The organism is Erwinia sp. 009765445, from assembly GCF_058137865.1.
Genome location: NZ_JBYUWC010000014.1, coordinates 95,635 through 118,419 on the forward strand (window position 1 = coordinate 95,635; position 22,785 = coordinate 118,419).

Genomic DNA, 22,785 nt, shown 5'->3' on the forward strand with positions numbered 1-22,785 from the left:
CCTGTACATTTATCATTTAATTTGGAGTTGTATCATGTCTCTAAGTGTTGAAACTAAAGCGCAGATCGTTTCTGAATACGGCCGTGACGCTAACGACAGTGGTTCTACCGAAGTTCAGGTTGCTCTGCTGACCGCACAGATTAACCATCTGCAGGGTCACTTCTCTGAGCACAAAAAAGACCACCACAGCCGTCGCGGTCTGCTGCGTATGGTTTCCCAGCGTCGTAAGCTGCTGGATTACCTGAAGCGTAAAGATGTTGCACGTTACACCAGCCTGATCGAGCGTCTGGGTCTGCGTCGCTAAGTCTTAAGAATCTGCCCGCCATTCAGTGCATTCTGAGATTAAAAACGGCAAAAAGGCAGATTCGTGCGAGTTTCGCTAAAAAGGGGCCTTTATGGCCCCCTTTTTTCAGGCAAGCGGCAGCAATTCAGGCCAAACTATTGTATTGTTGCTGAGTGTGATCTTCAGTTGCAGAGATTCGCGCGGCTAATGAGAGGCTTTGTCCCGGACGGGGATTAAGGGTTGTCATTAGTCGCGAGGATGCAGATGAGGATTTAAAAATCCACGGCAGGGTCAGTGCCTTGCCATGACGTTAAGGACAAAATTTTGCTGAACCCGATCGTACGCAAATTCCAATATGGTCAGCATACCGTTACCCTTGAGACCGGTATGATGGCTCGCCAGGCAACGGCAGCCGTAATGGTTAGCATGGACGACACAGCCGTGTTCGTGACCGTTGTAGGCCAGAAAAAATCCAAGCCAGGTCAGGACTTTTTCCCGCTGACCGTTAACTATCAGGAGCGTACCTACGCTGCTGGTCGTATCCCGGGCAGCTTTTTCCGTCGTGAAGGCCGTCCGAGTGAAGGCGAGACCCTGACCTCACGTCTGATTGACCGTCCAATCCGCCCACTGTTCCCTGAAGGGTTTGTTAACGAAGTCCAGGTCATTGCGACTGTGGTTTCCGTTAACCCACAGGTTAACCCGGACATCGTCGCAATGATCGGTGCCTCTGCGGCTCTGAGCCTGTCCGGTCTGCCTTTCAATGGTCCTATAGGTGCGGCGCGCGTTGGCTACCTCAACGATCAGTACGTTCTTAACCCAACTGCCGATGAGCTGAAAGAGAGCAAACTGGATCTGGTGGTTGCCGGTACTCAGGGCGCGGTACTGATGGTTGAATCAGAAGCTGAGCTGCTGAGCGAAGACCAGATGCTGGGTGCCGTGGTCTTTGGCCACGACCAGCAGCAGATCGTAATCGATAACATCAATGCTCTGGTTGCCGAAGCGGGTAAACCGCGTTGGGACTGGCAGCCTGAAGCTGTAAACGAAGCGCTATATTCACGTATCGCTGCGCTGGCTGAAGCTCGTCTGAGCGACGCTTACCGCATCACCGATAAACAAGAGCGTTATGCTCAGGTTGACGTGATCAAATCTGAAGCCAAAGCAGCCCTGCTGGCTGAAGATGAAAGCCTGGACGAAGGCGAGATCAGCGACATCCTGCACGCGCTGGAAAAAGATGTTGTGCGTAGCCGCATCCTGCGTGGCGAGCCGCGTATCGATGGTCGCGAAAAAGACATGATCCGTGGTCTGGACGTGCGCACTGGCGTTCTGCCACGTACTCACGGCTCCGCGCTGTTTACCCGTGGTGAAACTCAGGCGCTGGTAACCGCGACTCTGGGTACAGCCCGTGATGCGCAGAATCTGGATGAGCTGATGGGCGAACGTACCGACAGCTTCCTGTTCCACTACAACTTCCCTCCATACTCCGTCGGTGAGACCGGTATGGTGGGTTCGCCTAAGCGTCGTGAAATTGGTCACGGCCGTCTGGCGAAACGCGGCGTGCTGGCCGTCATGCCGAAAGGCGATGCGTTCCCATACACCGTGCGTGTGGTGTCTGAAATCACCGAATCCAATGGTTCCTCTTCTATGGCTTCCGTCTGCGGTGCTTCTCTGGCGCTGATGGACGCAGGCGTACCGATCAAAGCGGCCGTAGCCGGTATCGCGATGGGTCTGGTAAAAGAAGGCGATAACTTTGTGGTGCTCTCAGACATCCTGGGCGACGAAGACCACCTGGGCGACATGGACTTCAAAGTAGCCGGTAGCCGTGAAGGTATCACCGCGCTGCAGATGGACATTAAAATCGAAGGTATCACCCGCGAAATCATGCAGGTGGCTCTGAACCAGGCTAAGGGTGCGCGTCTGCACATTCTGGGCGTAATGGAACAGGCTATCAGCACCCCACGTGGTGATATTTCTGAATTTGCTCCGCGCATTCACACTATCAAGATCAGCCCGGACAAAATCAAAGACGTTATCGGTAAAGGCGGTTCTGTTATTCGCGCGCTGACCGAAGAAACCGGCACCACCATCGAAATTGAAGATGACGGTACGGTGAAAATTGCTGCGACCGACGGTGATAAAGCGAAATACGCTATCCGTCGTATCGAAGAGATCACTGCAGAAATCGAAGTGGGCCGTATCTACAACGGTAAAGTGACCCGCATCGTTGACTTCGGTGCCTTCGTGGCAATCGGCGGCGGTAAAGAAGGTCTGGTGCACATTTCTCAAATCGCTGACAAGCGCGTAGAGAAAGTGACCGACTATCTGCAGATGGGCCAGGAAGTGCCTGTGAAGGTACTGGAAGTTGATCGCCAGGGGCGCGTGCGTCTGAGCATCAAAGAAGCGACCGAGCAGGCTGCAGAGCCTGAAGTGGCAGCTGCGCCGAACCCAGAAGCAGAATAAGTCAGACCATTGAGCTCTCCATGCACTGTCATGGAGAGCTGTTTCATCGCGAGGGCAGGACGACACCTTGTGCACGGCAGGCGGATGAATGGATTTCATCCTATTGTTTGTATTCGGGAGTGGGAAATGAAGCCTTTTTTGCGCTGGTGTTTCGTTGCGACAGCTATAACGCTGGCAGGATGCAGCAACTCGGATTGGCGTAAGAACGAGGTTCTGGCTGTTCCGCTGCAGCCGACGTTGCAACAGGAAGTCATCCTGGCGCGCATGGAACAAATTCTTGCCAGTCGGGCCCTGACCGATGATGAACGCGCACAGCTGTTATATGAGCGCGGAGTGTTGTATGATAGTTTAGGTTTGAGAGCACTGGCGCGAAATGATTTTTCACAAGCGCTGTCTGTCAGACCAGATATGCCTGAAGTATTCAATTACTTAGGCATATATCTGACGCAGGCAGGTAATTTTGATGCTGCCTATGAAGCGTTCGATTCTGTACTTGAGCTTGATCCAACTTACAATTATGCGCATTTAAATCGCGGTATCGCCCTGTACTACGGCGGAAGGTTTAAATTAGCGCAAGATGATCTGCTGGCGTTTTATCAAGACGATCCTAACGATCCTTTCCGTAGCTTGTGGCTGTATCTCGATGAACGAGAGATGAACGCCGACAAGGCCAAAGTAGCGCTTCAACAGCGTTATGATAAAGCGGTCAGAGACCAATGGGGATGGAATATTGTCGAGTTCTACCTGGGCAACATCAGCGAAAGCAAGCTGATGGACCGTCTCAAGGCGGACGCAACGGATAACACCTCGCTCGCTGAACATCTCAGTGAAACCAACTTCTATTTAGGTAAGCACTACCTAAGTCTGGGGGAGAAGGACAACGCAGAAGCGTTGTTCAAGCTGACGGTTGCCAACAATGTACACAACTTTGTTGAGCACCGATATGCATTGTTGGAGCTGGCGCTACTCGGCCAGACACAAGACGATTTATCAGAATCTGACCAGCAATAGCTGACGAACTTTTATTGCCCGAATTTTCGAAATGTCATCATCTTCGCGGATGAGGGCTTTTTTGTTCGTCGAAACCACTAATTTGAGCCGGTTCACACTTTTTGATGAAAATGACTGAATATTTTCACGACGAGTTATGTAGACTGGCCGCCGCAATCTAAGAGGCACGTGTACTACATGACTAATACTGAAACCACTTTTGCTGACCTTGGTCTGAATGAAGCTATCCTTGAATCACTGAACGGCATGGGCTACGTCAAGCCATCTCCGATCCAGGCAGAGTGTATTCCTCACCTGCTGGCGGGCCGCGACGTGCTGGGTATGGCACAGACCGGGAGCGGTAAAACTGCAGCGTTCTCGCTGCCCCTGCTGAATAACATTGATAGCAACCTGAAAGCACCACAGATCCTGGTGCTGGCACCAACCCGTGAGTTGGCGGTTCAGGTTGCCGAAGCCGTAACCGAATTCTCTAAACACATGCGCGGTCTTAACGTAGTGGCCCTTTACGGCGGCCAGCGTTACGACGTACAGCTGCGCGCACTGCGTCAGGGTCCACAGGTTGTTGTGGGTACGCCTGGTCGCCTGCTTGACCACCTGAAACGCGGCACGTTAGACCTCTCTAACCTGCGCGGTCTGGTGCTGGACGAAGCTGATGAAATGCTGCGTATGGGCTTCATCGAAGACGTTGAAACCATCATGGCTCAGATCCCGGACGGTCATCAGACCGCACTGTTCTCTGCCACTATGCCAGAAGCGATTCGTCGTATTACCAAACGCTTTATGAAAGATCCTCAGGAAGTGCGTATTCAGTCAAGCCTGACTACCCGTCCTGATATCAGCCAGAGCTACTGGACTGCTTACGGTCGTAAGACTGATGCACTGGTTCGTTTCCTGGAAGCGGAAGATTTTGATGCGGCGATTATCTTCGTTCGTACCAAAAATGCGACCCTGGAAGTGGCTGAAGCGCTGGAGCGCAGCGGTTACAACAGTGCTGCCCTGAACGGTGACATGAATCAGGCGCTGCGTGAGCAGACTCTGGAGCGCCTGAAAGATGGCCGCCTGGATATTCTGATCGCCACTGACGTTGCGGCCCGTGGTCTGGACGTTGAGCGCATCAGCCTGGTGGTAAACTTCGACATTCCTATGGATGCTGAATCTTACGTTCACCGTATCGGCCGTACCGGTCGTGCTGGTCGTGCCGGTCGCGCACTGCTGTTCGTTGAGAACCGCGAGCGTCGCCTGCTGCGTAACATCGAACGCACCATGAAGCTGACGATTCCAGAAGTTGAACTGCCAAACGCAGAACTGCTGGGTCAGCGTCGTCTGGCTAAGTTCGCGGCTAAAGTTCAGCAGCAGCTGGAAAGCAGCGATCTGGACCAGTACCGCGCACTGCTGAGCAAAATGCAGCCGGAAGAAGAGCTGGATATGGAAACGCTGGCTGCAGCTCTGCTGAAAATGGCACAGGGCGAACGTCCTCTGATCGTTCCGGCCGATCCGGCTCCACGTCCACGCCGCGAGTTCAAAGAGCGTGACGACCGCCGTGGTGACCGTCCGGACCGTGGTCCTCGCGAAAGCCGTGATGGCGATCGTCCACGTCGTGAGCGTCGTGACGTTGGCGATATGGAAGTTTACCGCATTGAAGTGGGTCGCGATGACGGCGTTGAAGTTCGCCACATTGTCGGTGCAATTGCTAATGAAGGTGATATCAGCAGCCGTTACATCGGTAACATCAAGCTTTTCGGGACTCACTCCACCATCGAACTGCCAAAAGGCATGCCGGGTGACATTCTGCAGCACTTCACCCGCACGCGCATTCTGAACAAGCCGATGAATATGCAGTTGATTGGTGATGCGCAGCCTCGCAGCAACGATCGTGGCGGCGAACGTCGTAGTGGTCCTGGTGCTGGTCGCGGTGGTTTCGGCGGCGGTCGTGAAGGTGGCCGTTCTGAAGGCGGGCGTCGTTTCAGCAATGACCGTGGCGGCGAGCGTCGTAGCGGTGGTTTCAGCCGTGACGGTGGCAACCGTGGCCCACGTCGTGAAGACGGTGCCGCACCAACCCGTCGTCGTGATGTATAACCACTGACTGATGCATAAAAAAACCAGCCTTCGGGCTGGTTTTTTTATTCCTGCAATTTGCGTCAGAGCGAGTTATTCGCTTCCATCGCCAGAGCAAACGAGTGTTGGCGGGCCTGCTGATCGAAGATCTGTCCGTTGACCATAATTTCGTCTGCCTGAGTTTCACGGATCAGCGAGGCCAGGCCGTGACGGACCTTATCCAGATCGCCCACCAGAGACATGCTCAGCGCCTGCTGAACGCCATACTGTTCGGATGGCGACCAGAAGTTATCCATATTTTCCACCGGAGCCGGTAGCGGGCCTGGCTTGCCGCGACGCAGATTCACAAACTGCTGCTGCATTGAGGTGAACAGGAATTTTGCATCCCGCTCGCTGTCGGCGGCCACCACGTTCACGCAGACCATTGCATACGGCTTTTCGAGTCTGGCTGACGGCTTAAAGTTCTCACGGTACAGATGCAGGGCCTGGAACAACATATCCGGTGCGAAATGCGAGGCAAAGGCAAACGGCAGGCCGAGCTGTGCAGAAAGCTGAGCGCTGTACAGACTGGAACCCAGTAGCCAGACAGGAATTTTCAACCCCAGTCCTGGCACCGGCTGGACAGCAGGCTGCGAGCCTTCTCCGGCATCAAACCAGTCAATCATCTCCTGCACATCTGCCGGAAAATTGTCGATATGTCCGCCCATATGGCGACGTAATGCCATCATCGTGCGCTGATCGGAACCCGGTGCGCGACCCAGACCCATATCGATACGCCCCGGGTAAAGAGATTCCAGCGTGCCGAACTGCTCGGCAATCACCAGCGGAGAGTGGTTTGGCAGCATCACGCCACCGGAACCCAGGCGCAGGGTAGTGGTATTGGCAGCCAGATAGCCGATCAGCACCGAGGTCGCCGCGCTGGCAATCCCGGTCATATTATGGTGCTCAGCCAGCCAGTAGCGGTTAAAGCCGAGTTTCTCAGATTGCTGTGCCAGCGCCAGTGAAGCGTGGAAAGCCTCACGCGCGCTGGCACCCTGTGGAATAGGGGCCAGATCGAGGACCGACAGAGGGACGTTTTTTTTATCAGACATAATCGCTCACTTATTCGGAAGGAATTCGCGCCAGTACAACTACACAGCCTAAGCGATTACAGGTTAACAAGATTGGCAATTTACAGCACTTTTTGATTTTAAATTTATCACGGCAGGGTCAGGCAGAAAGCGGGCCGCAGCCCGCTTCAGCTTCAGTTTCAGTCGACCAGCTCCAGTCCGGGGACCTGACGCCAGTAGCCATTGCACTGCTGATGGGCGATAAGAGGAAGGGGGGCTTTACCCGTTTCATTATCGCGGAAGGCATCAATCAGCGGCAGGGTCTCGGTACCCTGCGGCGAGAAGCGAACGATATCCACCAGCCCCTGCATGGAGATCAGGTCGTTACCCAGGTTATAGCAGTAGCCGCTCATGGTCTGAATACCGTTCAGCACGAACACCTGCTGATCTTCCTGCGAGCGCAGGCTTCTGCCGTGCGGAAAGTTAATGCAGCAGGTCTGGCAGTCATCCTTACCGCGATTCTCTGCCCTTGCGGTAAAGCAACGGGCCGAGAGCGCCAGCGGCAGATAGCCGTAACTCAGTACTTCCACCTCAAACTGCCCGCGAATTTTCAGCTCATCACACTGGGTTAGCATATTGGAGAGCCAGTCGCGCGACAGCTCAACCGGCATACACCAGCGCACCATGCCCATTTTCAGCAGCATTTTCAGCGTGACGGCGTTATAACAGTTCAGCGCATGACCGGCGACAAATGGCAGCCCTGCTTCGGCCGCCATATTGATGGTCCCCATATCATTGGCTTCAATCAGGAACTCCCCGTTATTGACATAGCGTTTCAGCTCGGTCAGCTCGGAAGGTGACTGCACCAGCGCCAGGGTGCTCAGCACCACCTGCTTGCCTGCGGCAGCCAGATCTTTCGCCATCGCCATCCAGTCTGCGACTTTAGTGGCGCGGCGTTTGCTGCAAACTGCTTCACCCAGATAGATAATGTCAGCGTGGCTGCCTGCCGCCGCCTGGTAAAATTCCTGCAGGGTCTCTTTTGGCCAGTACCAGAGCACCGGGCCTACTGAATATTTCATCGTCATTCCTACTGCCATTCACGGTGGTACGCACCCAGCGTGGTCTGCGTGCCTTCACTCAGTGCGCTCAGCGCGTTCATCCAACTTTGTTGGGCAACAAACTCGCCAGGATTAGCCATACAGCGGTCAATAGCCTGGCGCCAGATGCGGGCAACCTGGCCCACATAGGCCGGGCTGCGCTGGCGGCCTTCAATTTTCACTGAGGCGATGTTTGCCGCCAGTAATTCTGGCAGCAGCTCCAGCGTATTCAGGCTGGTTGGTTCTTCCAGCGCGTGGTAACGCTGATCTTCCACTTTATAACGGCCCTTGCACAGCGTCGGATAACCCGCGTTCTCATTGGCGTCATAGCGATCGATCAGCACCTCGTTCAGCCGCGATTCCAGGCCGTTTCCGGTCTGCTGCCAGCGCACGAAACGGGCTGGGGAGCAGGCACCCACGGTATTGGGGGATTCACCGGTCAGATAAGAGGAGAGGTAGCAGCGGCCTTCGGCCATGATACACAGACTGCCGAAAGCAAAGACTTCCAGCGGCACGGTGGAGGCGCGGGAAAGCTGTTTTACCTGATGGATCGACAGCACGCGCGGCAGGACCACCCGGGCAACATCAAAATTACGTTGGTAAAACTTCACCGCTTCGGCATTGGTCGCCGATGCCTGCACGGAGACGTGGCGCTCGATATGCGGATAGCGGTTTGCCGCGTATTCCAGCATCGCAATATCGGCCAGGATTAGCGCATCAACACCAGCCGCAGCGGCCATATCTACTGCCCGCTCCCAGCGCTGGTAGCCATCCGGGTGGGCAAAAGTGTTGATCGCAACATGCAGTTTACGTCTATGCTGATGAACGTAGCGGGCCGCTTCTTCCAGCCGTTTTTCGGTAAAATTCAGACCGGCAAAGTGGCGGGCGTTGGTGTCATCTTTCAGACCGATATACACAGCGTCTGCACCATTTTCGATTGCCGCCTTAAGCGCAGGCAGGTTGCCTGCAGGACAAAGCAGTTCCATATAACGATTTCCGGATAAACAGGGAATGGTCGAGTGTAGACAGGCTGGCGATGACAATTTTTGATTTAAGGCAGCTAATGGCGTATTGATGGGGAACGAATTCGCTGACAAAACGCCAGGGTTTGCACATTTTGTTGATCCAGACGCCTGATGTGATTTATCGATATGGCAAAATAGCCGAAATTTATTCGTAAGGAGTAAGAATAGTGTTGAACCTGTTACGTGCCCGGTTAGTCCGTAAAGGCCCGCAATATTTGCGTTTCCCACTGCAGTTTGCTCCCTTTGCCGTCAAAAAACATGTCCTGCAACAGCTACTGAGCTGGCAATTTCATCATGCTTTGGCTGAAGGTGAGTTAAACTTTCTGCAGGGTCGCTGGTTAGGCATTGAGATCCGGGACCTGGGGCTGCGCTGGTCAACGACCATTGAGCAGGGAAAATTACGGGTGGAAGATCGTGCTGAGGCGGATGTCTGGTTCCGCGGTGATGCTAACGATCTTCTGCTGGTGGCTGCCCGCAGGCTCGATCCCGATACCCTGTTCTTCCAGCGTCGTCTGGTAATCGAAGGTGACACGGAACTGGGGCTTGAAGTGAAAAATCTGATGGATGCCATTGAGCTTGAATTTATACCGACGCCGCTGCGCATCGGACTTATGCAACTGGCTGACCTCGTTGAGGCAGGACTGACTGAGGACGCGACTTCCCCGAGGGATCGCGCAGGTGCATCATGTTAATTCGGACGGAAATCGGGGTGGATGCCGCCAGCATCGACGGCTTGCTGCGTCGCAGCTTTGAGACGTCAGCAGAGGCAGAACTGGTTCAGCAGCTGCGTGAAGACGGGTTGCTGACGCTGGGCGTGGTCGCCACCGATGATGAAGGTCAAGTGCTGGGCTATGCCGCATTCAGTCCTGTAACCCTGAACGGTAAAGATAATCAATGGGTTGGTCTTGCGCCGCTGGCCGTGGATGAGAGCTTTCGCGGGCAAGAGCTGGGTAAGCAGCTGATCTATGAAGGCCTGGATACGCTGAACGAGTTTGGCTATGCTGCTGTGGTGGTGCTGGGCGATCCTGCTTACTACGGCCGCTACGGTTTCGAACCGGCTGCCCGCCATCAGCTTCGTTGCCGCTGGCCGGGTACGGAAGCTGCCTTTCAGGTCTATAAACTGGCAGACGATGCGTTTGCCGGCACTGAAGGCCACATCGAGTATTCAGCGCCTTTTAACCGTTTTTAAGTGCGCTGAGCCACAGGCTGAGCGAGACGGGCTGGTGGGCAACCAGCCTGATCTTATCATGGCGCTTTAGCTGCTTGACCTGATACTCCAGCTTCGATGCGCTGGAGCGATCGCCAGCCTCACAGTGAAACAATAACTCCAGCGGACCCTTGCCGCGCAGGGCTTTGGCCCCTTTTCCAGCCTGATGCTGGGCGAAGCGTCGTGCCACATCATTGGTAATACCGGTATAAAGCACGCCACGGGCAGTGCGCAAAATATAAAGACGCCAGGGCGTCGCGTCGCTGTTGTTCATCCATCCTGCCTGCGTCGATTAAGTCTTTGCAATTGTACCAGCAGAGAGCCCGTCCCTTTACATTTTGTCCAACTGCCGGAAAATGGCTAAACCAGTTTGTTCCAGGGAGGTTCCCATGTCCGATTCTCAGCCACTTCAGGTTATCTCGCGCTATCTGCAAAAGCAGCATGTTCTCTCGATATGCGGCGGTGATCCGGTGTGGTGCGCCAACTGCTACTACATCTTTGATCCAACGAAAACGGCTTTCTGGATTATGACTGAGCAGGACACGCGGCACGGCATCAATTTTGTCAGCCATACGCAGGTCGCCGGCACCGTGAATGGGCAGCCTAAAACCGTGCTGCTGATCAAAGGAGTGCAGTATTCCGGCAGGGTCAGATTGCTGGAAGGAGAGGAGAAAGCTGAGGTGCGTAAGGCCTACGTGAAGCGTTTTCCGGTGGCGCTGAAGGTGTCCGCGCCGTTGTGGGAGATCCAGTTGGATGAGCTGAAGATGACCGATAATGCGCTGGGCTTTGGCAAAAAGCTGCACTGGAAGCGTGAAGAGTAAACGCAGAAGTGGCGATAAAGAGAAGCGGCCAGGCGAACCTGGCCGTGGGCATCAGACAATTTCAAGAATACGCAGAGATTCTCGGTTAAAGGCGGGCAGATCCTCCGGTGTTCTGCTGGTCACCAGCCTGTCGTTATCCACTACCACTTCTTTGTCGTAAAAGTCCGCACCGGCATTTTTCAGGTCAATGGCGATAGGCTTGACCGCAGTCATTTTACGGCCGCGCACCGCATTGGCGCTGATTAACAGCTGCGGGCCATGGCAGATGGCAAACACTGGCTTGCCCAGTGCGACGAAGTTTTTGGTGAAATCCACAAAGCGATCGTCACCGCGCAGGCTGTCTGGTGAGTGGCCGCCGGGGAGCAGCAGGGCGTCAAACTCGGCCGCATGAACATCATCGATATCCCTGTCGATTTTCACTTTCGCCTTTCCCTGTTTACCGGTGACGGTGATACCGGCTTTTTTCTCGATAGTCACCACTTCGTGACCCGCTTTTCGGTAAGCTTCAGCAGGAGAAGTAAATTCTGAGTCTTCAAATTCATCGGTAATCAGGACCGCAATCTTCTTGCTCATCTTTTCCTCCATTTAATATGTCGTGTAACTGGTTTAAGTGTGGTTGGTGATCCTGGAAAATCAAGTTTTCCTGATGGGATGAACTGTATCTTGCTGATTATGCTTAACGTTCATCCGCATGATGATCACCTGGTGCCTTCGTATTTAAAAAATGGCTGACTGCTGAATCGGAATCCAGATCAATTTGTGACGATTTTTTTGTGGATATGATGCTCAGGTCGGGCGTTGCCCGCAGTTATCCGGAGCCTTTAGCATGTCACAACTCTCTTCATCCCGTGTTGGCAGCCCTGCATTTGCCTGGTGGAAACCGCTGTTGTTTCTGCTGGTGGTGGTTTTTGGCCTGTGGTACGTCAAATGGCACCCCTATTACCTGAAGGCTTTCACCGCAGCCGATACTCACAGCATCGGCAAATCAATCCTGGCTGATACCAGCGGCCATCCTCTGCAGGCGGCCTGGGACTATGCGCTGATCTATTTCCTGGCGGTGTGGAAAGCGGCGGTACTTGGCGTGGTGCTGGGTTCGCTGGTGCAGGTGCTGATCCCAAAAAAATGGCTGCAACGCACGCTTGGGCAGCCACGTTTTAAGGGAACGCTGATTGGTGCACTGTTCTCATTGCCGGGCATGATGTGTACCTGCTGCGCGGCACCCGTTGCCGCCGGAATGAGAAAGTCTTCGGCCACGGTGGGCGCGACTCTGGCATTCTGGCTGGGGAACCCGGTGCTGAATCCGGCCACGCTGATTTTTATGGGCTTTGTGCTTGGCTGGCAGTTTGCTGCCATCCGGTTGGTGGCTGGCGTGCTGATGGTGCTGGGGATTGCGCTGCTGGTGCAGAAGCTGACGCCGGAGCAGCCTGTGGCAAACGTATTGCCAATCAGAACGCCAGAGGATAAACCGTTCCTGCGCCGCTGGTTTAGTGCGCTTTGGACGCTGTTCTGGAACACCATTCCGCTTTATATCGTGGCCGTGCTGTTGCTTGGCGCAGCCCGCGTCTGGCTGTTTCCGCATGCCGATGGCCTGGTCAGCAATTCGCTGTTCTGGGTGATTGCAATGGCCGTCGCGGGTTGCCTGTTTGTGATCCCTACGGCCGCTGAGATCCCCATTGTTCAGACGATGATGATGGCTGGAATGGGCGTGGCACCGGGACTGGCGTTGCTGATGACGCTGCCCGCGGTCAGCGTGCCTTCACTACTGATGCTGCACGGTGCGCTTCCGGCCCGCTCGCTGTGGCTGACCGGTGCGCTGGTGACGCTGAGTGGGGTGATTGTGGGTGCTGCAGGACTGCTGCTAACGTAAATAATGAATAACCTGGTTACTGCTGCCGCGCCACAGCAGCGCCGGATCTCTTAATTCCTGCTCGAACTTGCCGTCGACCAGCACGTTAATCTGCTCCACCACGCGCTGCTGCTCCTGGCTCAGTTCCCCCAGCAGGTAGCCCGTCCACAGCCAGATATCTTTCCCCACGCAGTCACGGCGCACACGCTTAACCAGCCTCAGAACATCCGCCACGTTGGCCGGATGCAGCGGATCGCCACCTGACAGCGACAGCCCCCGGCGGGGAATGCGCGTATCGTTAAGGTCGGCGATCAGCTGCTCTTCCTGCTGCACGGTGAAAGGGCAGCCTGAGTTCAGTCGCCAGGTGCTCTTGTTATAGCACCCGACGCACTGATGCTCGCAGCCTGCCACAAACAGCGTACATCGGGTACCCGGCCCGTTAACGATATCGACCGGATAATACTGATGAATATTCATCCCAGTAGCCCGGTCGCCATATGCTTGACGCGCCGCTTCACCTCTTCCTGCTTACCGGCGTTGAACGGACGGGCATCCGGACTGCCCAGATAGCCGCAAACCCGGCGGGTAACCGACACCCGCGAAGGCTCATGATTGCCGCATTTCGGGCAGGTGAAGCCTTTGCTGGTACAGGAGAACTCGCCGGTGTAGCCGCACTCGTAGCACTCATCAATCGGCGTATTGGTGCCGTAATAAGGCACGCGGCTGTAGCTGTAATCCCAGACATCTTCAAGCGCTTTCAGGTTGTGCTGGATGTTGGGGTATTCGCCGTAACAGATGAAGCCGCCGTTGGCGATCGGAGGATAGGCTGCCTCGAAGTCGATTTTGTCGTACGGGTTGACCTTCTTCTCCACGTCGAGGTGGAAGCTGTTGGTGTAGTAGCCTTTATCGGTGACGCCGTTGATTACGCCAAACTCGGCGGCATCCAGCCGGCAGAAGCGGTCACAGAGGTTTTCGCTCGGCGTGCTGTAGAGACTGAAGCCGTAACCGGTCTCCTCTTTCCACTCATCCACCGCCTGGCGCAGGCGTCCGACAATTGCCACCGCTTTTTCGCGCAGCTGTTCATCGTCATACAGATGTGTTTTGCTGCCGGTCAGGGCATTGATCGTTTCATGAATGCCGATATAACCCAGTGAAATGGACGCGCGGCCATGCTTAAAGATCTCCGCCACGTTATCGTCCGCTTTCAGCCGAACGCCACAGGCTCCTTCCATATAGAGGATCGGCGCAACGCGGGCCTTGATATTTTCCAGGCGGGCGATGCGGGTCATCAGCGCCTTCTTCGCCAGCAGCAGACGCTGGTCGAGCAGGTTCCAGAACGCTGCCTCATTTCCCCCGGCATCCAGCGCGATACGCGGCAGGTTAAGGCTGATTACGCCGATGTTGTTGCGGCCTTCGTGAACCAGCTTACCGTCTTCCTCCCACGTGCCAAGGAAGCTGCGGCAACCCATTGGCGTCTTGAATGAACCGGTGACTTTCACCACCTGCTCATAATTGAGGATATCGGGATACATCCTTTTGCTGGCGCACTCTAACGCCAGCTGCTTGATGTCGTAGTTGCTGTCGGCAGGTGAGCGGTTCAGCCCTTCTTTGATGGCGAAAACCAGCTTCGGGAATACCGCTGTTTTATGATTTTTTCCCAGACCGGCAATGCGGTTGCGCAGGATGGATTGCTGCACCAGGCGGGCAGGCCAGCTGGTTCCCAGTCCGAAACCAAAGGTGACGAACGGCGTCTGACCATTAGCGGTATGCAGCGTGTTGACTTCATACTCCAGCGACTGGAAGGCATCAAAGCACTCTTTTTCGGTACTGGCGTGGGCATAAGCTTCCGCATCGGCAATCTGCCATTTCAGCGCGGTTTTACGGTGTTTCTCCAGGCTCGCTTCAACAAACGGGGCCAGCACTTCATCGATACGGTTGATGGTGGTGCCACCGTATATGTGGCTGGCGACCTGAGCGATAATCTGTGCGGTGACGGCAGTCGCTGTCGAGATGGATTTCGGCGGCTCGATCTCCGCGTTACCCATCTTAAAGCCCTGGGTCAGCATCCCTTTCAGGTCGATCAGCATGCAGTTAAACATCGGGAAGAACGGCGAGTAATCGAGGTCGTGGTAATGGATCTCACCCCGCTCATGCGCCCTCACCACATCGCGCGGTAAAATGTGCTGGGTGGCGTAGTGCCTGGCGACAATGCCCGCCAGCAGGTCGCGCTGGGTTGGGATCACCTTGCTGTCTTTGTTGGCGTTCTCATTCAGCAGGGCCGGGTTGGTCTGCTCCACCAGCCCACGGATCTCTTTATTCAGCTTGCCACGCAGCTCACGGGCCACGTCGCGGTCGTGGCGGTATTCGATATAGGTACGGGCCAGTTCAGGATAGCGTCCGGCCATCAGGGCGTTTTCCACTGCTTTCTGCACATCGTGGATGTCGACGCGCTCCTGCATTTGCAGCTGCTGGCAAATCTGACTGGTCACCAGCGTGCAGTAATTGTCGTCCTCAATTTCTGCCGCGCGGGCTGCGCCTTTAATCGCATCAAGAATACGCGCTTCATCGAATGCGACCCTGCAGCCGTCCCGCTTAATTACCATCGATACCATCACCGTTCCCCCGCCGCTGTAACTATATGTAGAATGTGACAGGCATAGTAAACGCTATATATGGTGTTTTCGCCTGATATAACTGCGAGTTTCTTGATGTGGAACAAAGATTGAAAAATGGTGGCGTAAAGTTAAACACTTAGCCCTGGAGGAAATTTACCAGGCTTAAACCGGGCAATAATCTGAACGTAACACGATCGGCTCAGCCTGCCGGAGAGACCTTTTTGGCGGCCAATCGGTGTCACAAGGTTGCATTCATAGCCCCGGAATTCATATTATTGCCTGTTATGCGGAGCACTTATGCCTTTGCCCAGTCCATTCCGGGATACAGTCTGATGCCTTCTGTGACGTACAATGAAAAACAGGTTAGCCGTTGGATCGGTGCGCGCACCGTCGCCAGAGCAGAAGGGCTGGTCGATAAGGTGCAGAATATCCAATGGCAAAACAACCTGTTAACGGGTGAAGTCCCCGGAAGAAAAATCGAGCCCTTCCAGGTGATGGTGCATTTCAGCCTGCCACAGGGCAAGCTGCATGCCAGCGGGGAGTGTACCTGCCCGGTCAAAAACAACTGTCGCCATGTGGCGGCAGTGATGCTGGCTAATTTGCGCCAGCAGCCTCATGCTGCCCGACTGGAGCCGGTTCCGGAAAATATCTCTGTCGAACCGGTGCCTACATTACGGCTTGAGTCCCGCGCGAAGTTTGTCAGCGGTTTTGGTCGCTATGGCCACCGTCAAAAGCGGCTGGACTTCGCTGCCGTCCATTTCGATTATGCCGGAGTGCGGGTTGCGGCAGGAAGCAGCGGCGACAGCTTCACCGATCTTCACGGCGCACTGTTCCATGTTGAGCGACAGAAAGAGCACGAGCAGAACTGGCTGCGTGAGATCAACGCTGCCGGATTGCTGACTATCCCTGCAGGTCATATCTACACCCCGGCATCGGCTCCGCTACCGCCTTCTATTTTTGCTCCTGAATCGCCGACCCAGTGGCGCGATTTTATCCGCGTGAAGCTGCCTGAGCTGCGACGGCGCGGCTGGAAAGTCAGCATGGACGATGACTTCACCTGGAACGTCACCGACATTGAAAGCATCGACGGCCGTGCAGTGCAGGGCGGAGATGGCTGGTTCAACCTTGAAATGGAAGTCAGTATTGGCCGCCGTCAGGTCAGCCTGCAACCGCTGCTGGCCGGGCTGTTCCAGAAAGACCGGCGCTGGCTGTCCGGCGATCTCTCCAGCATCCCGGATAATGAAGTCGTGGAGCTGCGCAGCGATCGCAATGAGCGGCTGCATATCACTGCCGATCGCCTGAAACCGGTCGTGGGAAGCCTGGCCGATGTGTTTGCTCAAAGTGTCAGCGCACCTTTGCGGATTGCGCCTTATGAAGCGGGCAGGCTGACGGCATTGAGCGACACCGGTCGCTGGCAGTTTCAGGGCGAGAGCGGCGTATACCAGCTTGCCGAGCGGCTGCGCTCCAGCGAAGGCATCCAGCCTGTCGAACCGCCAGCCGGATTGCAGGCCCAACTGCGTGACTACCAGCAGCAGGGGCTGAACTGGATGCAGTTCCTCCGGGCACAAGATCTCTCCGGCGTGCTGGCTGATGACATGGGGCTGGGGAAAACTATCCAGACTCTGGCGCACTTGCTGCTGGAGAAAGAAGACGGCAGGCTTACCCGTCCGGCGCTGATAGTGGTGCCAACCACGCTGGTCTATAACTGGACTCAGGAAGCGAGCCGGTTTGCCCCGGGTCTGAAAGTGCTGGCCCTGACCGGCCCGCAACGCAAAGATTTCTATGACGATATCGGCCAGTATGATGTGGTGCTGACCACTTATTCCCTGCTGTGGCGCGACCAGCCGCAGCTGCTGGGCTACAGCTATCACCTGTTGATCCTCGACGAGGCGCAGTATGTTAAAAACAGCGCTTCCCGCGCCGCCTCCGTGATCCGCTCACTCAAAGCCCGTCACCGCCTGTGCCTGACCGGAACGCCGCTGGAAAACCACCTCGGCGAGCTGTGGTCGCAGTTTGACTTCCTGCTGCCGGGCTTCCTGGGCAGTGAGAAACAGTTCACTCAGGAGTGGCGTATTCCGATTGAACGCAACGGCGACCGTGTCCGCCGTGAGCTGCTGGCCCGCCGCGTACGGCCTTTTATGCTGCGGCGGCGTAAGCAGGAAGTGGCAAAAGAGCTGCCGCCGAAGAACACCATTGTCCGCTCGGTGGCGCTGGAAGGCTCCCAACGGGAGCTGTACGAATCGGTCCGCAGTGCCATGCAGGATCGCGTGCGGCTGGCGGTGGAGCAGCAGGGGGCCGGGCGCAGCCATCTGCTGGTGCTGGATGCGTTGCTGAAGCTGCGGCAAATCTGCTGCGATCCCCGGCTGGTAAAAACCGACAAAGCGGCCAAAGTGAAACATTCTGCCAAGCTGGCTCTGCTGCGGGAAATGCTCAGTGATTTGCTGGCAGAAGATCGTCATATCCTGATCTTCTCCCAGTTCACCACCATGCTGACGTTGATTGCCAAAGAGCTGCAAAAGGCGCGTATCCCGTTTGTCACTCTGACCGGCAGCACTCGCGACCGTACCGAGCCGGTGCGACGTTTTCAGAATGGCGAGGTGCCGGTATTCCTGATCAGCCTGAAAGCGGGCGGGGTTGGCCTGAACCTGACGGCGGCGGACACGGTGATCCACTACGATCCCTGGTGGAACCCGGCAGCCGAAAATCAGGCCACGGACCGCGCTTACCGACTTGGGCAGGATAAGCCGGTCATTGTGTATAAACTGATTGCGGCTGGCAGCATTGAAGAGAAGATTGTCGCGCTGCAGGAGCAGAAGGCTGAGCTGGCAGGCGGCATTCTGGAGGATGAACTGAGTGAACCCACCCAGTTCAGCAGCGATGATCTGGCCGCACTGTTCGGTCCGATGTGACACCCCTCAGCGTTTCTGGTACCACCACACTGCTTCCCAGGGCCGCAGCATCACTTCTCCCGGCGTTACGTGCGTGTCGGGGTAGTTACTGATCAGCACCTCCCAGTGGCCGCTGTAAGCGGGCGGATGCCACACCTGGGTCTCCGGGCTGAAATTGGTCGCCACCACTAACGTTTCATTCTCATAGCGGCGGCAGTAGCACCACAGATAAGCGTGATCCGGTAGCAGGTCGAGATAATCTCCCCACGTCAATATTGGATAGCTTTTACGCAGCTGGATCAGTTGCTGATAGGTGTAAAACACCGAATTCAGATCGGCCAGTGCGGCGTCAGCATTAATCGTCTCCATGTTGTCACACATCCCAATCCACGGCGTGCCAGTAGTGAAACCGCCGTTCTCTCCGGCATTCCAAGGGATCGGTGTGCGGCCATTATCGCGGGACTTACTGGCGAGGATCGCCAGCAGATTGTCGCTGTCCCGCCCCTGCGAGCGCAGCTCGGCATACATGTTGTGGCTTTCGATATCCCGGTAGTCGAGGATACGGGTGAAGTGCGGGTTGGTCATTCCCAGCTCCTCTCCCTGGAAAATGTAAGGTGTGCCCTGCATGCCGTGCAGCACCATCGCCAGCATTTTCGCTGACTGCACCCGGTACTGGCCTTCATCTCCCCAACGTGAAACCACTCTTGGCTGATCGTGATTACACCAGAACAGCGCGTTCCAGGCCTGGTTATGCATTCCCTGCTGCCAGTGGGTGAAAATTGCCTTCTGAGCCACCAGATCCAGTGGCGTCAGCGTCCATTTCTGGCCGTTATAAAAATCCACCTCAACATGATCGAAGCTGAACACCATCGACAGCTCTTCGCCCTCCAGTGCGCCGTAGCGCTGGCAATGTTCCAGCGTGGCGGAGGACATTTCTCCCACTGTCATCAGCTCGCGCGGACGGAAAACATCGCGGCTCATCTCCTGCATATATTCGTGGATGCGTGGACCGTCAGTATACAGCCGCAGTCCGTCGCCACCGGGATCGTCCGGGAAATCCTGATGCTTGGAGACCAGGTTCACTACGTCCAGCCGCAGGCCGTCGATGCCGCGATCCGCCCAGAAGTTGACGATCTGCTTCAGCTCGGCGCGCAGGTTCTCGTTTTCCCAGTTCAGCTCCGCCTGTTCCTGCGCCCACAGGTGCATATAGTACTGCCCGCTCTCCGGATGCCAGCGCCAGGCGCTGCCGCCAAACTTCGACAGCCAGTTATTTGGCGGTTCACCGGGCGTTCCGTCACGCCAGATGTAGTAGGAGCGATAGGGGCTTTCGCGATCCAGCGCCTCGTGGAACCAGTGGTGCTGGGTAGAGCTGTGGTTAAACACCATGTCGAGAATTAACCGCATCCCACGCCGGTGAGTCTCTTCCACCAGATTATCGAAGTCGTTCAGCGTGCCAAAGATGGGATCGATGGCGATGTAGTTCGCCACGTCGTAGCCATTATCCACCTGCGGAGAAATATAGAAAGGCGTCAGCCAGATAGCATCTATCCCCAGCTCTTTTAAGTAGTCGAGGCGCTGGATCACTCCGGCAAGATCGCCCGTTCCACTGCCGGTCGTGTCCTGAAAGCTCTTGGGATAAATTTGATAGATAACGCCGTTCTGCCACCACGGTGGAATTTTAGTCATTGCTCAATCCTGATTCTCAGGTGAAAAGGTCCGTGCGCTGCGATAAGACTCTGACTTTTTTCTTCTTCCCTAAGGTTAGCTATTAACTGGAAAGGTGAAATACCCTGGGTGGCCCGGAAAGCGAAAAAAATTGTCAATGCGGAAAGGTCATGTCAGTGCAGGCCTGCCGTTCAGAGGAGGTCGGTGAAAAAAGTGAATGGAATCCTTACGATAAACTCGTCACAAATTATTACCCTGCGGACGTGGATGGCTGGATGCAACTTGATGTGTCTTACGAATTATGTTTTATGAGTATTTTGCCATTTTTGGCCGTCACGCTTCTGGAGAGTCACCCGTGTCCGATTCACTGCGCTTTTCTCTGCTTGCCACCACCCTGTTCGCTTCTTTTTACAGCTTTGCCACTCCGGCGGGTAATCTGCCGCTGATGCCCTGGCCGCAGCAGGTTGAACAACCTGCCAGCGGAGGCAGCCTGGTGCTGAATAATCGTTTTTCTGTTCAGGTGGAAGGGGACGATCTGCCAGAGGCGTTGCAGCGCTGGCGGCAGCGGATTGGCCTGCAAACCGGCTGGCAGATGATGCCGCAGACCACCGTGCCGGAGCAGCCAACCCTGCTGATTAAGATTGCGAAAAAGGTGGATGCTATCCCGCAGCCGGACAGCGATGAAAGCTACAGCCTGAATGTTGGCAGCCGTGGCATTGAACTGGATGCGGCCACACGGTTTGGCGCGATGCGGGGGATGGAAACGCTATTGCAACTGGTGGAGAACACCGGTAAAGACAGTGAGATCCCTTATGTTGAGATCCACGACAGCCCCCGCTTTCCGTGGCGTGGGATCCTGATCGACTCCGTGCGTCACTTTATGCCGCTCGATACGATCAGACGACAGATCGACGGGATCGCCGCCGCGCGCATGAATGTTTTCCACTGGCATCTGACCGACGATCAGGGCTGGCGCTTTGCCTCCAGCCACTTCCCGCAGCTGCAGGAGAAGGCCAGTGACGGCCTGTTTTATACTCGCGAACAGATGAAAGGGATTGTGCAGTACGCAGCCGATCGCGGCGTGCGCGTGGTGCCGGAGATCGATTTTCCCGGTCACGCAACGGCGCTGGCTGTCGCCATGCCTGAGCTTATCAGCGCGCCCGGGCCTTATCAGATCGAGAGAGGGTGGGGAGTGTTCAAACCGTTGCTCGATCCCAGCAATGAAAAGGCCTACGAGTTTATCGACACGCTGATCGGCGAGGTGACCGAAATCTTCCCGGATCCGTGGATCCATATTGGTGGTGATGAAGTGGATGCCACACAGTGGAAGGCGTCGCAGAAGATCCAGCAGTTTATGCAGCAGAAAGGGCTGAAGGATGAATATGCGTTGCAGGCTTACTTCAACCAGCGGCTGGAGAAGATCCTTGAAAAGCATCAGCGCAAAATGGTCGGCTGGGATGAAATTACTCATCCGGATCTGCCGCACAATATCCTGATCCAGTCCTGGCAGGGTCAGGATGTGCTGGGCGAAGTGACCAAAGATAATTATCGCGGCATTCTCTCGGCCGGTTTTTATCTCGATCAGGTTCAGCCTTCTTCCTATCACTACCGCAATGAAGTTTATCCTGTCGGCCTGAACGGTGAAGACCTGCTGAAAGAGGGCGAGGTGGCTCAGAGCTGGCAGTTCACCATGCCGCGCCTGAAAGGCAACGCGGTGAAGGGCAGCTTTACGCTGATTAACCGTAATAACCACTGGCGCGGCTTTATTGACTTTGCCGGAAAATCACGGCGGATGGTGCATGACATCAGCTGGCTGGCACCAAACCGCATCACCTTCAGCGTGGATACCTGGATGGGCAAGTTCAGCCCGGTGATCACGCTCACGGGTGAGGAGCTGACGGGCTACATGCTGGTGGGCAACGTTCGCTATCCGGCCAGCGGCAGCAAGCTGCAGGGCGTACCGGTGGGCATTCAGCCCAGCGTGCCGGACGAAAAACAGATGAAGGATAACCTGCTGGGCGGCGAAGCGGCTCTGTGGGCGGAAATCGTTAACCCGCAGGTGATTGATGTCCGCTTGTGGCCACGCGCTTTTGTGGTGGCCGAGCGTCTGTGGTCGGCGAAGGATGTGACCGATAAGGGCAATATGTACCGGCGTCTGGCTGCGGTGGATCGCTGGTCGACCGTCTCTGTTGGTCTGCAGCAGCATGCCCAGACGCAAACGCAAATGATCCGTCTGGCAAACAGCAGCGACATTGTGCCACTGCAAATCTTCGCTGAAGCGCTGGAACCGGCACAGTATTACACCCGGCAACACCTTAAATTCCAGGCCGGACATTACGATCTGAATGAGCCGCTGAATCGCCTGGCTGATGTGTTGCCTGCCGAGAGCGATAAAGTGCGTGAGCTGAGTCAGCAGGTGGATGCGCTGATTACCCACCACAAAGATCGCCAGGCGTTGCAGGCTGTCCGGCATCAGCTGATGCTGTGGCAGCAAAACATCCCGGCAGTGATGCCGTTGCTGGAGCAAAGCTATCAGCTGAAGCCGCTGGTGTCGGTGGCTGAGCAGGTTCGGGAAATCAGCACCATCGGGCTTTCGCTGGTGGATGCGATAGAAAACGACCGGGCATTTGGCTCACATGACGTGGCGAGAATGCAGGAGAAGCTGGATAAGGCGGCGGTAACGCAGGATGAGGTGGTGATTGCACTGGTCTCACCGGTGGAGAAACTGCTGCGGTCAGGACAGTAGTGATAGCCTCTCCCGCAGGC

General features: G+C 55.7%; 19 protein-coding genes. 11 read left to right on the forward strand and 8 right to left on the reverse strand.

Features of this window, described 5'->3' with window-relative positions:
* The first annotated feature begins 34 nt into the window (after nucleotides 1-34).
* The 5 genes from rpsO to AC3Y5R_RS16380 all read left to right on the forward strand — a co-directional run bounded on the left by rpsO (nucleotide 35) and on the right by AC3Y5R_RS16380 (nucleotide 5,827).
* Entirely contained in the window at nucleotides 35-304 is a 270-nt protein-coding gene (gene rpsO, locus AC3Y5R_RS16360) for a 30S ribosomal protein S15 (RefSeq protein WP_489922199.1), read from the forward strand.
* Nucleotides 305-607: 303 nt separating this feature from the next.
* On the forward strand, nucleotides 608-2,740 hold the full coding sequence (pnp, locus tag AC3Y5R_RS16365; protein ID WP_489922200.1) for a polyribonucleotide nucleotidyltransferase: 2,133 nt from the start codon (nucleotides 608-610) through the stop codon (nucleotides 2,738-2,740).
* A 126-nt stretch (nucleotides 2,741-2,866) separates the two neighbouring features.
* On the forward strand, nucleotides 2,867-3,751 hold the full coding sequence (gene nlpI / locus AC3Y5R_RS16370) for a lipoprotein NlpI (protein WP_158782093.1): 885 nt from the start codon (nucleotides 2,867-2,869) through the stop codon (nucleotides 3,749-3,751).
* Between the two features lie 104 nt (nucleotides 3,752-3,855).
* The gene (gene yrbN, locus AC3Y5R_RS16375; RefSeq protein WP_173636089.1) at nucleotides 3,856-3,912 is read left to right on the forward strand and encodes a protein YrbN; all 57 of its coding nucleotides are present in this window, start codon (nucleotides 3,856-3,858) and stop codon (nucleotides 3,910-3,912) included.
* A 16-nt stretch (nucleotides 3,913-3,928) separates the two neighbouring features.
* Complete coding sequence (locus AC3Y5R_RS16380; protein ID WP_489922201.1) at nucleotides 3,929-5,827, forward strand: DEAD/DEAH family ATP-dependent RNA helicase; 1,899 nt, start codon at nucleotides 3,929-3,931, stop codon at nucleotides 5,825-5,827.
* A gap of 62 nt (nucleotides 5,828-5,889) precedes the next feature.
* Here AC3Y5R_RS16380 and AC3Y5R_RS16385 read toward each other — a convergent pair whose 3' ends face one another.
* From AC3Y5R_RS16385 to ubiU, 3 genes are all read right to left on the reverse strand, one after another.
* Nucleotides 5,890-6,897 (reverse strand): luciferase-like monooxygenase, encoded by a 1,008-nt coding sequence (locus tag AC3Y5R_RS16385; protein WP_489922202.1) that lies wholly within the window; start codon nucleotides 6,895-6,897, stop codon nucleotides 5,890-5,892.
* Nucleotides 6,898-7,055: 158 nt separating this feature from the next.
* The gene (locus tag AC3Y5R_RS16390) at nucleotides 7,056-7,934 is read right to left on the reverse strand and encodes a U32 family peptidase (protein ID WP_489922203.1); all 879 of its coding nucleotides are present in this window, start codon (nucleotides 7,932-7,934) and stop codon (nucleotides 7,056-7,058) included.
* 8 nt (nucleotides 7,935-7,942) lie between these two features.
* Nucleotides 7,943-8,938 carry a ubiquinone anaerobic biosynthesis protein UbiU gene (ubiU, locus tag AC3Y5R_RS16395; RefSeq protein ID WP_489922204.1) on the reverse strand — a complete coding sequence of 332 codons (996 nt, stop codon included), beginning with the start codon at nucleotides 8,936-8,938 and terminating at the stop codon, nucleotides 7,943-7,945.
* Between the two features lie 206 nt (nucleotides 8,939-9,144).
* Between ubiU and ubiT the strand changes: the two genes are divergently transcribed.
* Both ubiT and AC3Y5R_RS16405 read left to right on the forward strand, forming a co-directional pair.
* Nucleotides 9,145-9,669, forward strand: a complete 525-nt coding sequence (gene ubiT, locus AC3Y5R_RS16400; RefSeq protein ID WP_489922205.1) for a ubiquinone anaerobic biosynthesis accessory factor UbiT — start codon at nucleotides 9,145-9,147, stop codon at nucleotides 9,667-9,669.
* Nucleotides 9,663-10,166 (forward strand): GNAT family N-acetyltransferase, encoded by a 504-nt coding sequence (locus AC3Y5R_RS16405; RefSeq protein WP_489922206.1) that lies wholly within the window; start codon nucleotides 9,663-9,665, stop codon nucleotides 10,164-10,166. The genes ubiT and AC3Y5R_RS16405 overlap by 7 nt, the downstream gene beginning before the upstream one ends.
* On the opposite strand, the gene AC3Y5R_RS16410 is transcribed toward AC3Y5R_RS16405, so the two are convergent.
* A complete protein-coding gene (locus AC3Y5R_RS16410; protein ID WP_489922207.1) occupies nucleotides 10,153-10,458 on the reverse strand; it encodes a GIY-YIG nuclease family protein in 306 nt (101 codons plus the stop codon). The genes AC3Y5R_RS16405 and AC3Y5R_RS16410 overlap by 14 nt on opposite strands.
* Nucleotides 10,459-10,573: 115 nt before the next feature.
* On the opposite strand from AC3Y5R_RS16410, the gene AC3Y5R_RS16415 reads away from it, so the two are divergent.
* Nucleotides 10,574-11,005: a YhbP family protein gene (locus AC3Y5R_RS16415; protein WP_489922208.1), complete on the forward strand. Its 432-nt coding sequence runs from the start codon at nucleotides 10,574-10,576 to the stop codon at nucleotides 11,003-11,005.
* A 51-nt stretch (nucleotides 11,006-11,056) separates the two neighbouring features.
* Here AC3Y5R_RS16415 and AC3Y5R_RS16420 read toward each other — a convergent pair whose 3' ends face one another.
* The gene (locus tag AC3Y5R_RS16420; protein WP_489922209.1) at nucleotides 11,057-11,578 is read right to left on the reverse strand and encodes a type 1 glutamine amidotransferase domain-containing protein; all 522 of its coding nucleotides are present in this window, start codon (nucleotides 11,576-11,578) and stop codon (nucleotides 11,057-11,059) included.
* A gap of 253 nt (nucleotides 11,579-11,831) precedes the next feature.
* Between AC3Y5R_RS16420 and AC3Y5R_RS16425 the strand changes: the two genes are divergently transcribed.
* Complete coding sequence (locus AC3Y5R_RS16425) at nucleotides 11,832-12,872, forward strand: permease (RefSeq protein ID WP_489922210.1); 1,041 nt, start codon at nucleotides 11,832-11,834, stop codon at nucleotides 12,870-12,872.
* Here the strand turns inward: AC3Y5R_RS16425 and nrdG are convergent.
* Both nrdG and nrdD read right to left on the reverse strand, forming a co-directional pair.
* Complete coding sequence (gene nrdG / locus AC3Y5R_RS16430) at nucleotides 12,864-13,328, reverse strand: anaerobic ribonucleoside-triphosphate reductase-activating protein (RefSeq protein ID WP_489922211.1); 465 nt, start codon at nucleotides 13,326-13,328, stop codon at nucleotides 12,864-12,866. The genes AC3Y5R_RS16425 and nrdG overlap by 9 nt on opposite strands.
* Nucleotides 13,325-15,463, reverse strand: coding sequence for an anaerobic ribonucleoside-triphosphate reductase (nrdD, locus tag AC3Y5R_RS16435; protein ID WP_489922212.1), 2,139 nt, complete (start codon nucleotides 15,461-15,463; stop codon nucleotides 13,325-13,327). Before nrdD ends, nrdG begins: the two co-directional genes overlap by 4 nt.
* 335 nt (nucleotides 15,464-15,798) lie before the next feature.
* Between nrdD and AC3Y5R_RS16440 the strand changes: the two genes are divergently transcribed.
* Nucleotides 15,799-18,375, forward strand: a complete 2,577-nt coding sequence (locus tag AC3Y5R_RS16440; protein ID WP_489922213.1) for a DEAD/DEAH box helicase — start codon at nucleotides 15,799-15,801, stop codon at nucleotides 18,373-18,375.
* A gap of 6 nt (nucleotides 18,376-18,381) precedes the next feature.
* Here AC3Y5R_RS16440 and treC read toward each other — a convergent pair whose 3' ends face one another.
* Nucleotides 18,382-20,040: an alpha,alpha-phosphotrehalase gene (treC, locus tag AC3Y5R_RS16445; protein ID WP_489922214.1), complete on the reverse strand. Its 1,659-nt coding sequence runs from the start codon at nucleotides 20,038-20,040 to the stop codon at nucleotides 18,382-18,384.
* Between the two features lie 334 nt (nucleotides 20,041-20,374).
* Between treC and AC3Y5R_RS16450 the strand changes: the two genes are divergently transcribed.
* A complete protein-coding gene (locus tag AC3Y5R_RS16450; protein ID WP_489922215.1) occupies nucleotides 20,375-22,765 on the forward strand; it encodes a beta-N-acetylhexosaminidase in 2,391 nt (796 codons plus the stop codon).
* Nucleotides 22,766-22,785 lie beyond the last annotated feature (20 nt).

What these genes read in the sequence shown, in the direction of transcription:
- nlpI (WP_158782093.1), top strand. Translation starts at nt 2,867, where the DNA reads ATGAAGCCTTTTTTGCGCTGGTGTTTCGTTGCGACAGCTATAACGCTG.
- AC3Y5R_RS16385 (WP_489922202.1), bottom strand. Translation starts at nt 6,897, where the DNA reads ATGTCTGATAAAAAAAACGTCCCTCTGTCGGTCCTCGATCTGGCCCCT.
- AC3Y5R_RS16440 (WP_489922213.1), top strand. Translation starts at nt 15,799, where the DNA reads ATGCCTTCTGTGACGTACAATGAAAAACAGGTTAGCCGTTGGATCGGT.
- nrdD (WP_489922212.1), bottom strand. Translation starts at nt 15,463, where the DNA reads ATGGTATCGATGGTAATTAAGCGGGACGGCTGCAGGGTCGCATTCGAT.
- AC3Y5R_RS16420 (WP_489922209.1), bottom strand. Translation starts at nt 11,578, where the DNA reads ATGAGCAAGAAGATTGCGGTCCTGATTACCGATGAATTTGAAGACTCA.
- AC3Y5R_RS16380 (WP_489922201.1), top strand. Translation starts at nt 3,929, where the DNA reads ATGACTAATACTGAAACCACTTTTGCTGACCTTGGTCTGAATGAAGCT.
- rpsO (WP_489922199.1), top strand. Translation starts at nt 35, where the DNA reads ATGTCTCTAAGTGTTGAAACTAAAGCGCAGATCGTTTCTGAATACGGC.
- treC (WP_489922214.1), bottom strand. Translation starts at nt 20,040, where the DNA reads ATGACTAAAATTCCACCGTGGTGGCAGAACGGCGTTATCTATCAAATT.
- AC3Y5R_RS16410 (WP_489922207.1), bottom strand. Translation starts at nt 10,458, where the DNA reads ATGAACAACAGCGACGCGACGCCCTGGCGTCTTTATATTTTGCGCACT.
- AC3Y5R_RS16425 (WP_489922210.1), top strand. Translation starts at nt 11,832, where the DNA reads ATGTCACAACTCTCTTCATCCCGTGTTGGCAGCCCTGCATTTGCCTGG.
- nrdG (WP_489922211.1), bottom strand. Translation starts at nt 13,328, where the DNA reads ATGAATATTCATCAGTATTATCCGGTCGATATCGTTAACGGGCCGGGT.
- AC3Y5R_RS16405 (WP_489922206.1), top strand. Translation starts at nt 9,663, where the DNA reads ATGTTAATTCGGACGGAAATCGGGGTGGATGCCGCCAGCATCGACGGC.
- ubiU (WP_489922204.1), bottom strand. Translation starts at nt 8,938, where the DNA reads ATGGAACTGCTTTGTCCTGCAGGCAACCTGCCTGCGCTTAAGGCGGCA.
- AC3Y5R_RS16390 (WP_489922203.1), bottom strand. Translation starts at nt 7,934, where the DNA reads ATGAAATATTCAGTAGGCCCGGTGCTCTGGTACTGGCCAAAAGAGACC.
- AC3Y5R_RS16415 (WP_489922208.1), top strand. Translation starts at nt 10,574, where the DNA reads ATGTCCGATTCTCAGCCACTTCAGGTTATCTCGCGCTATCTGCAAAAG.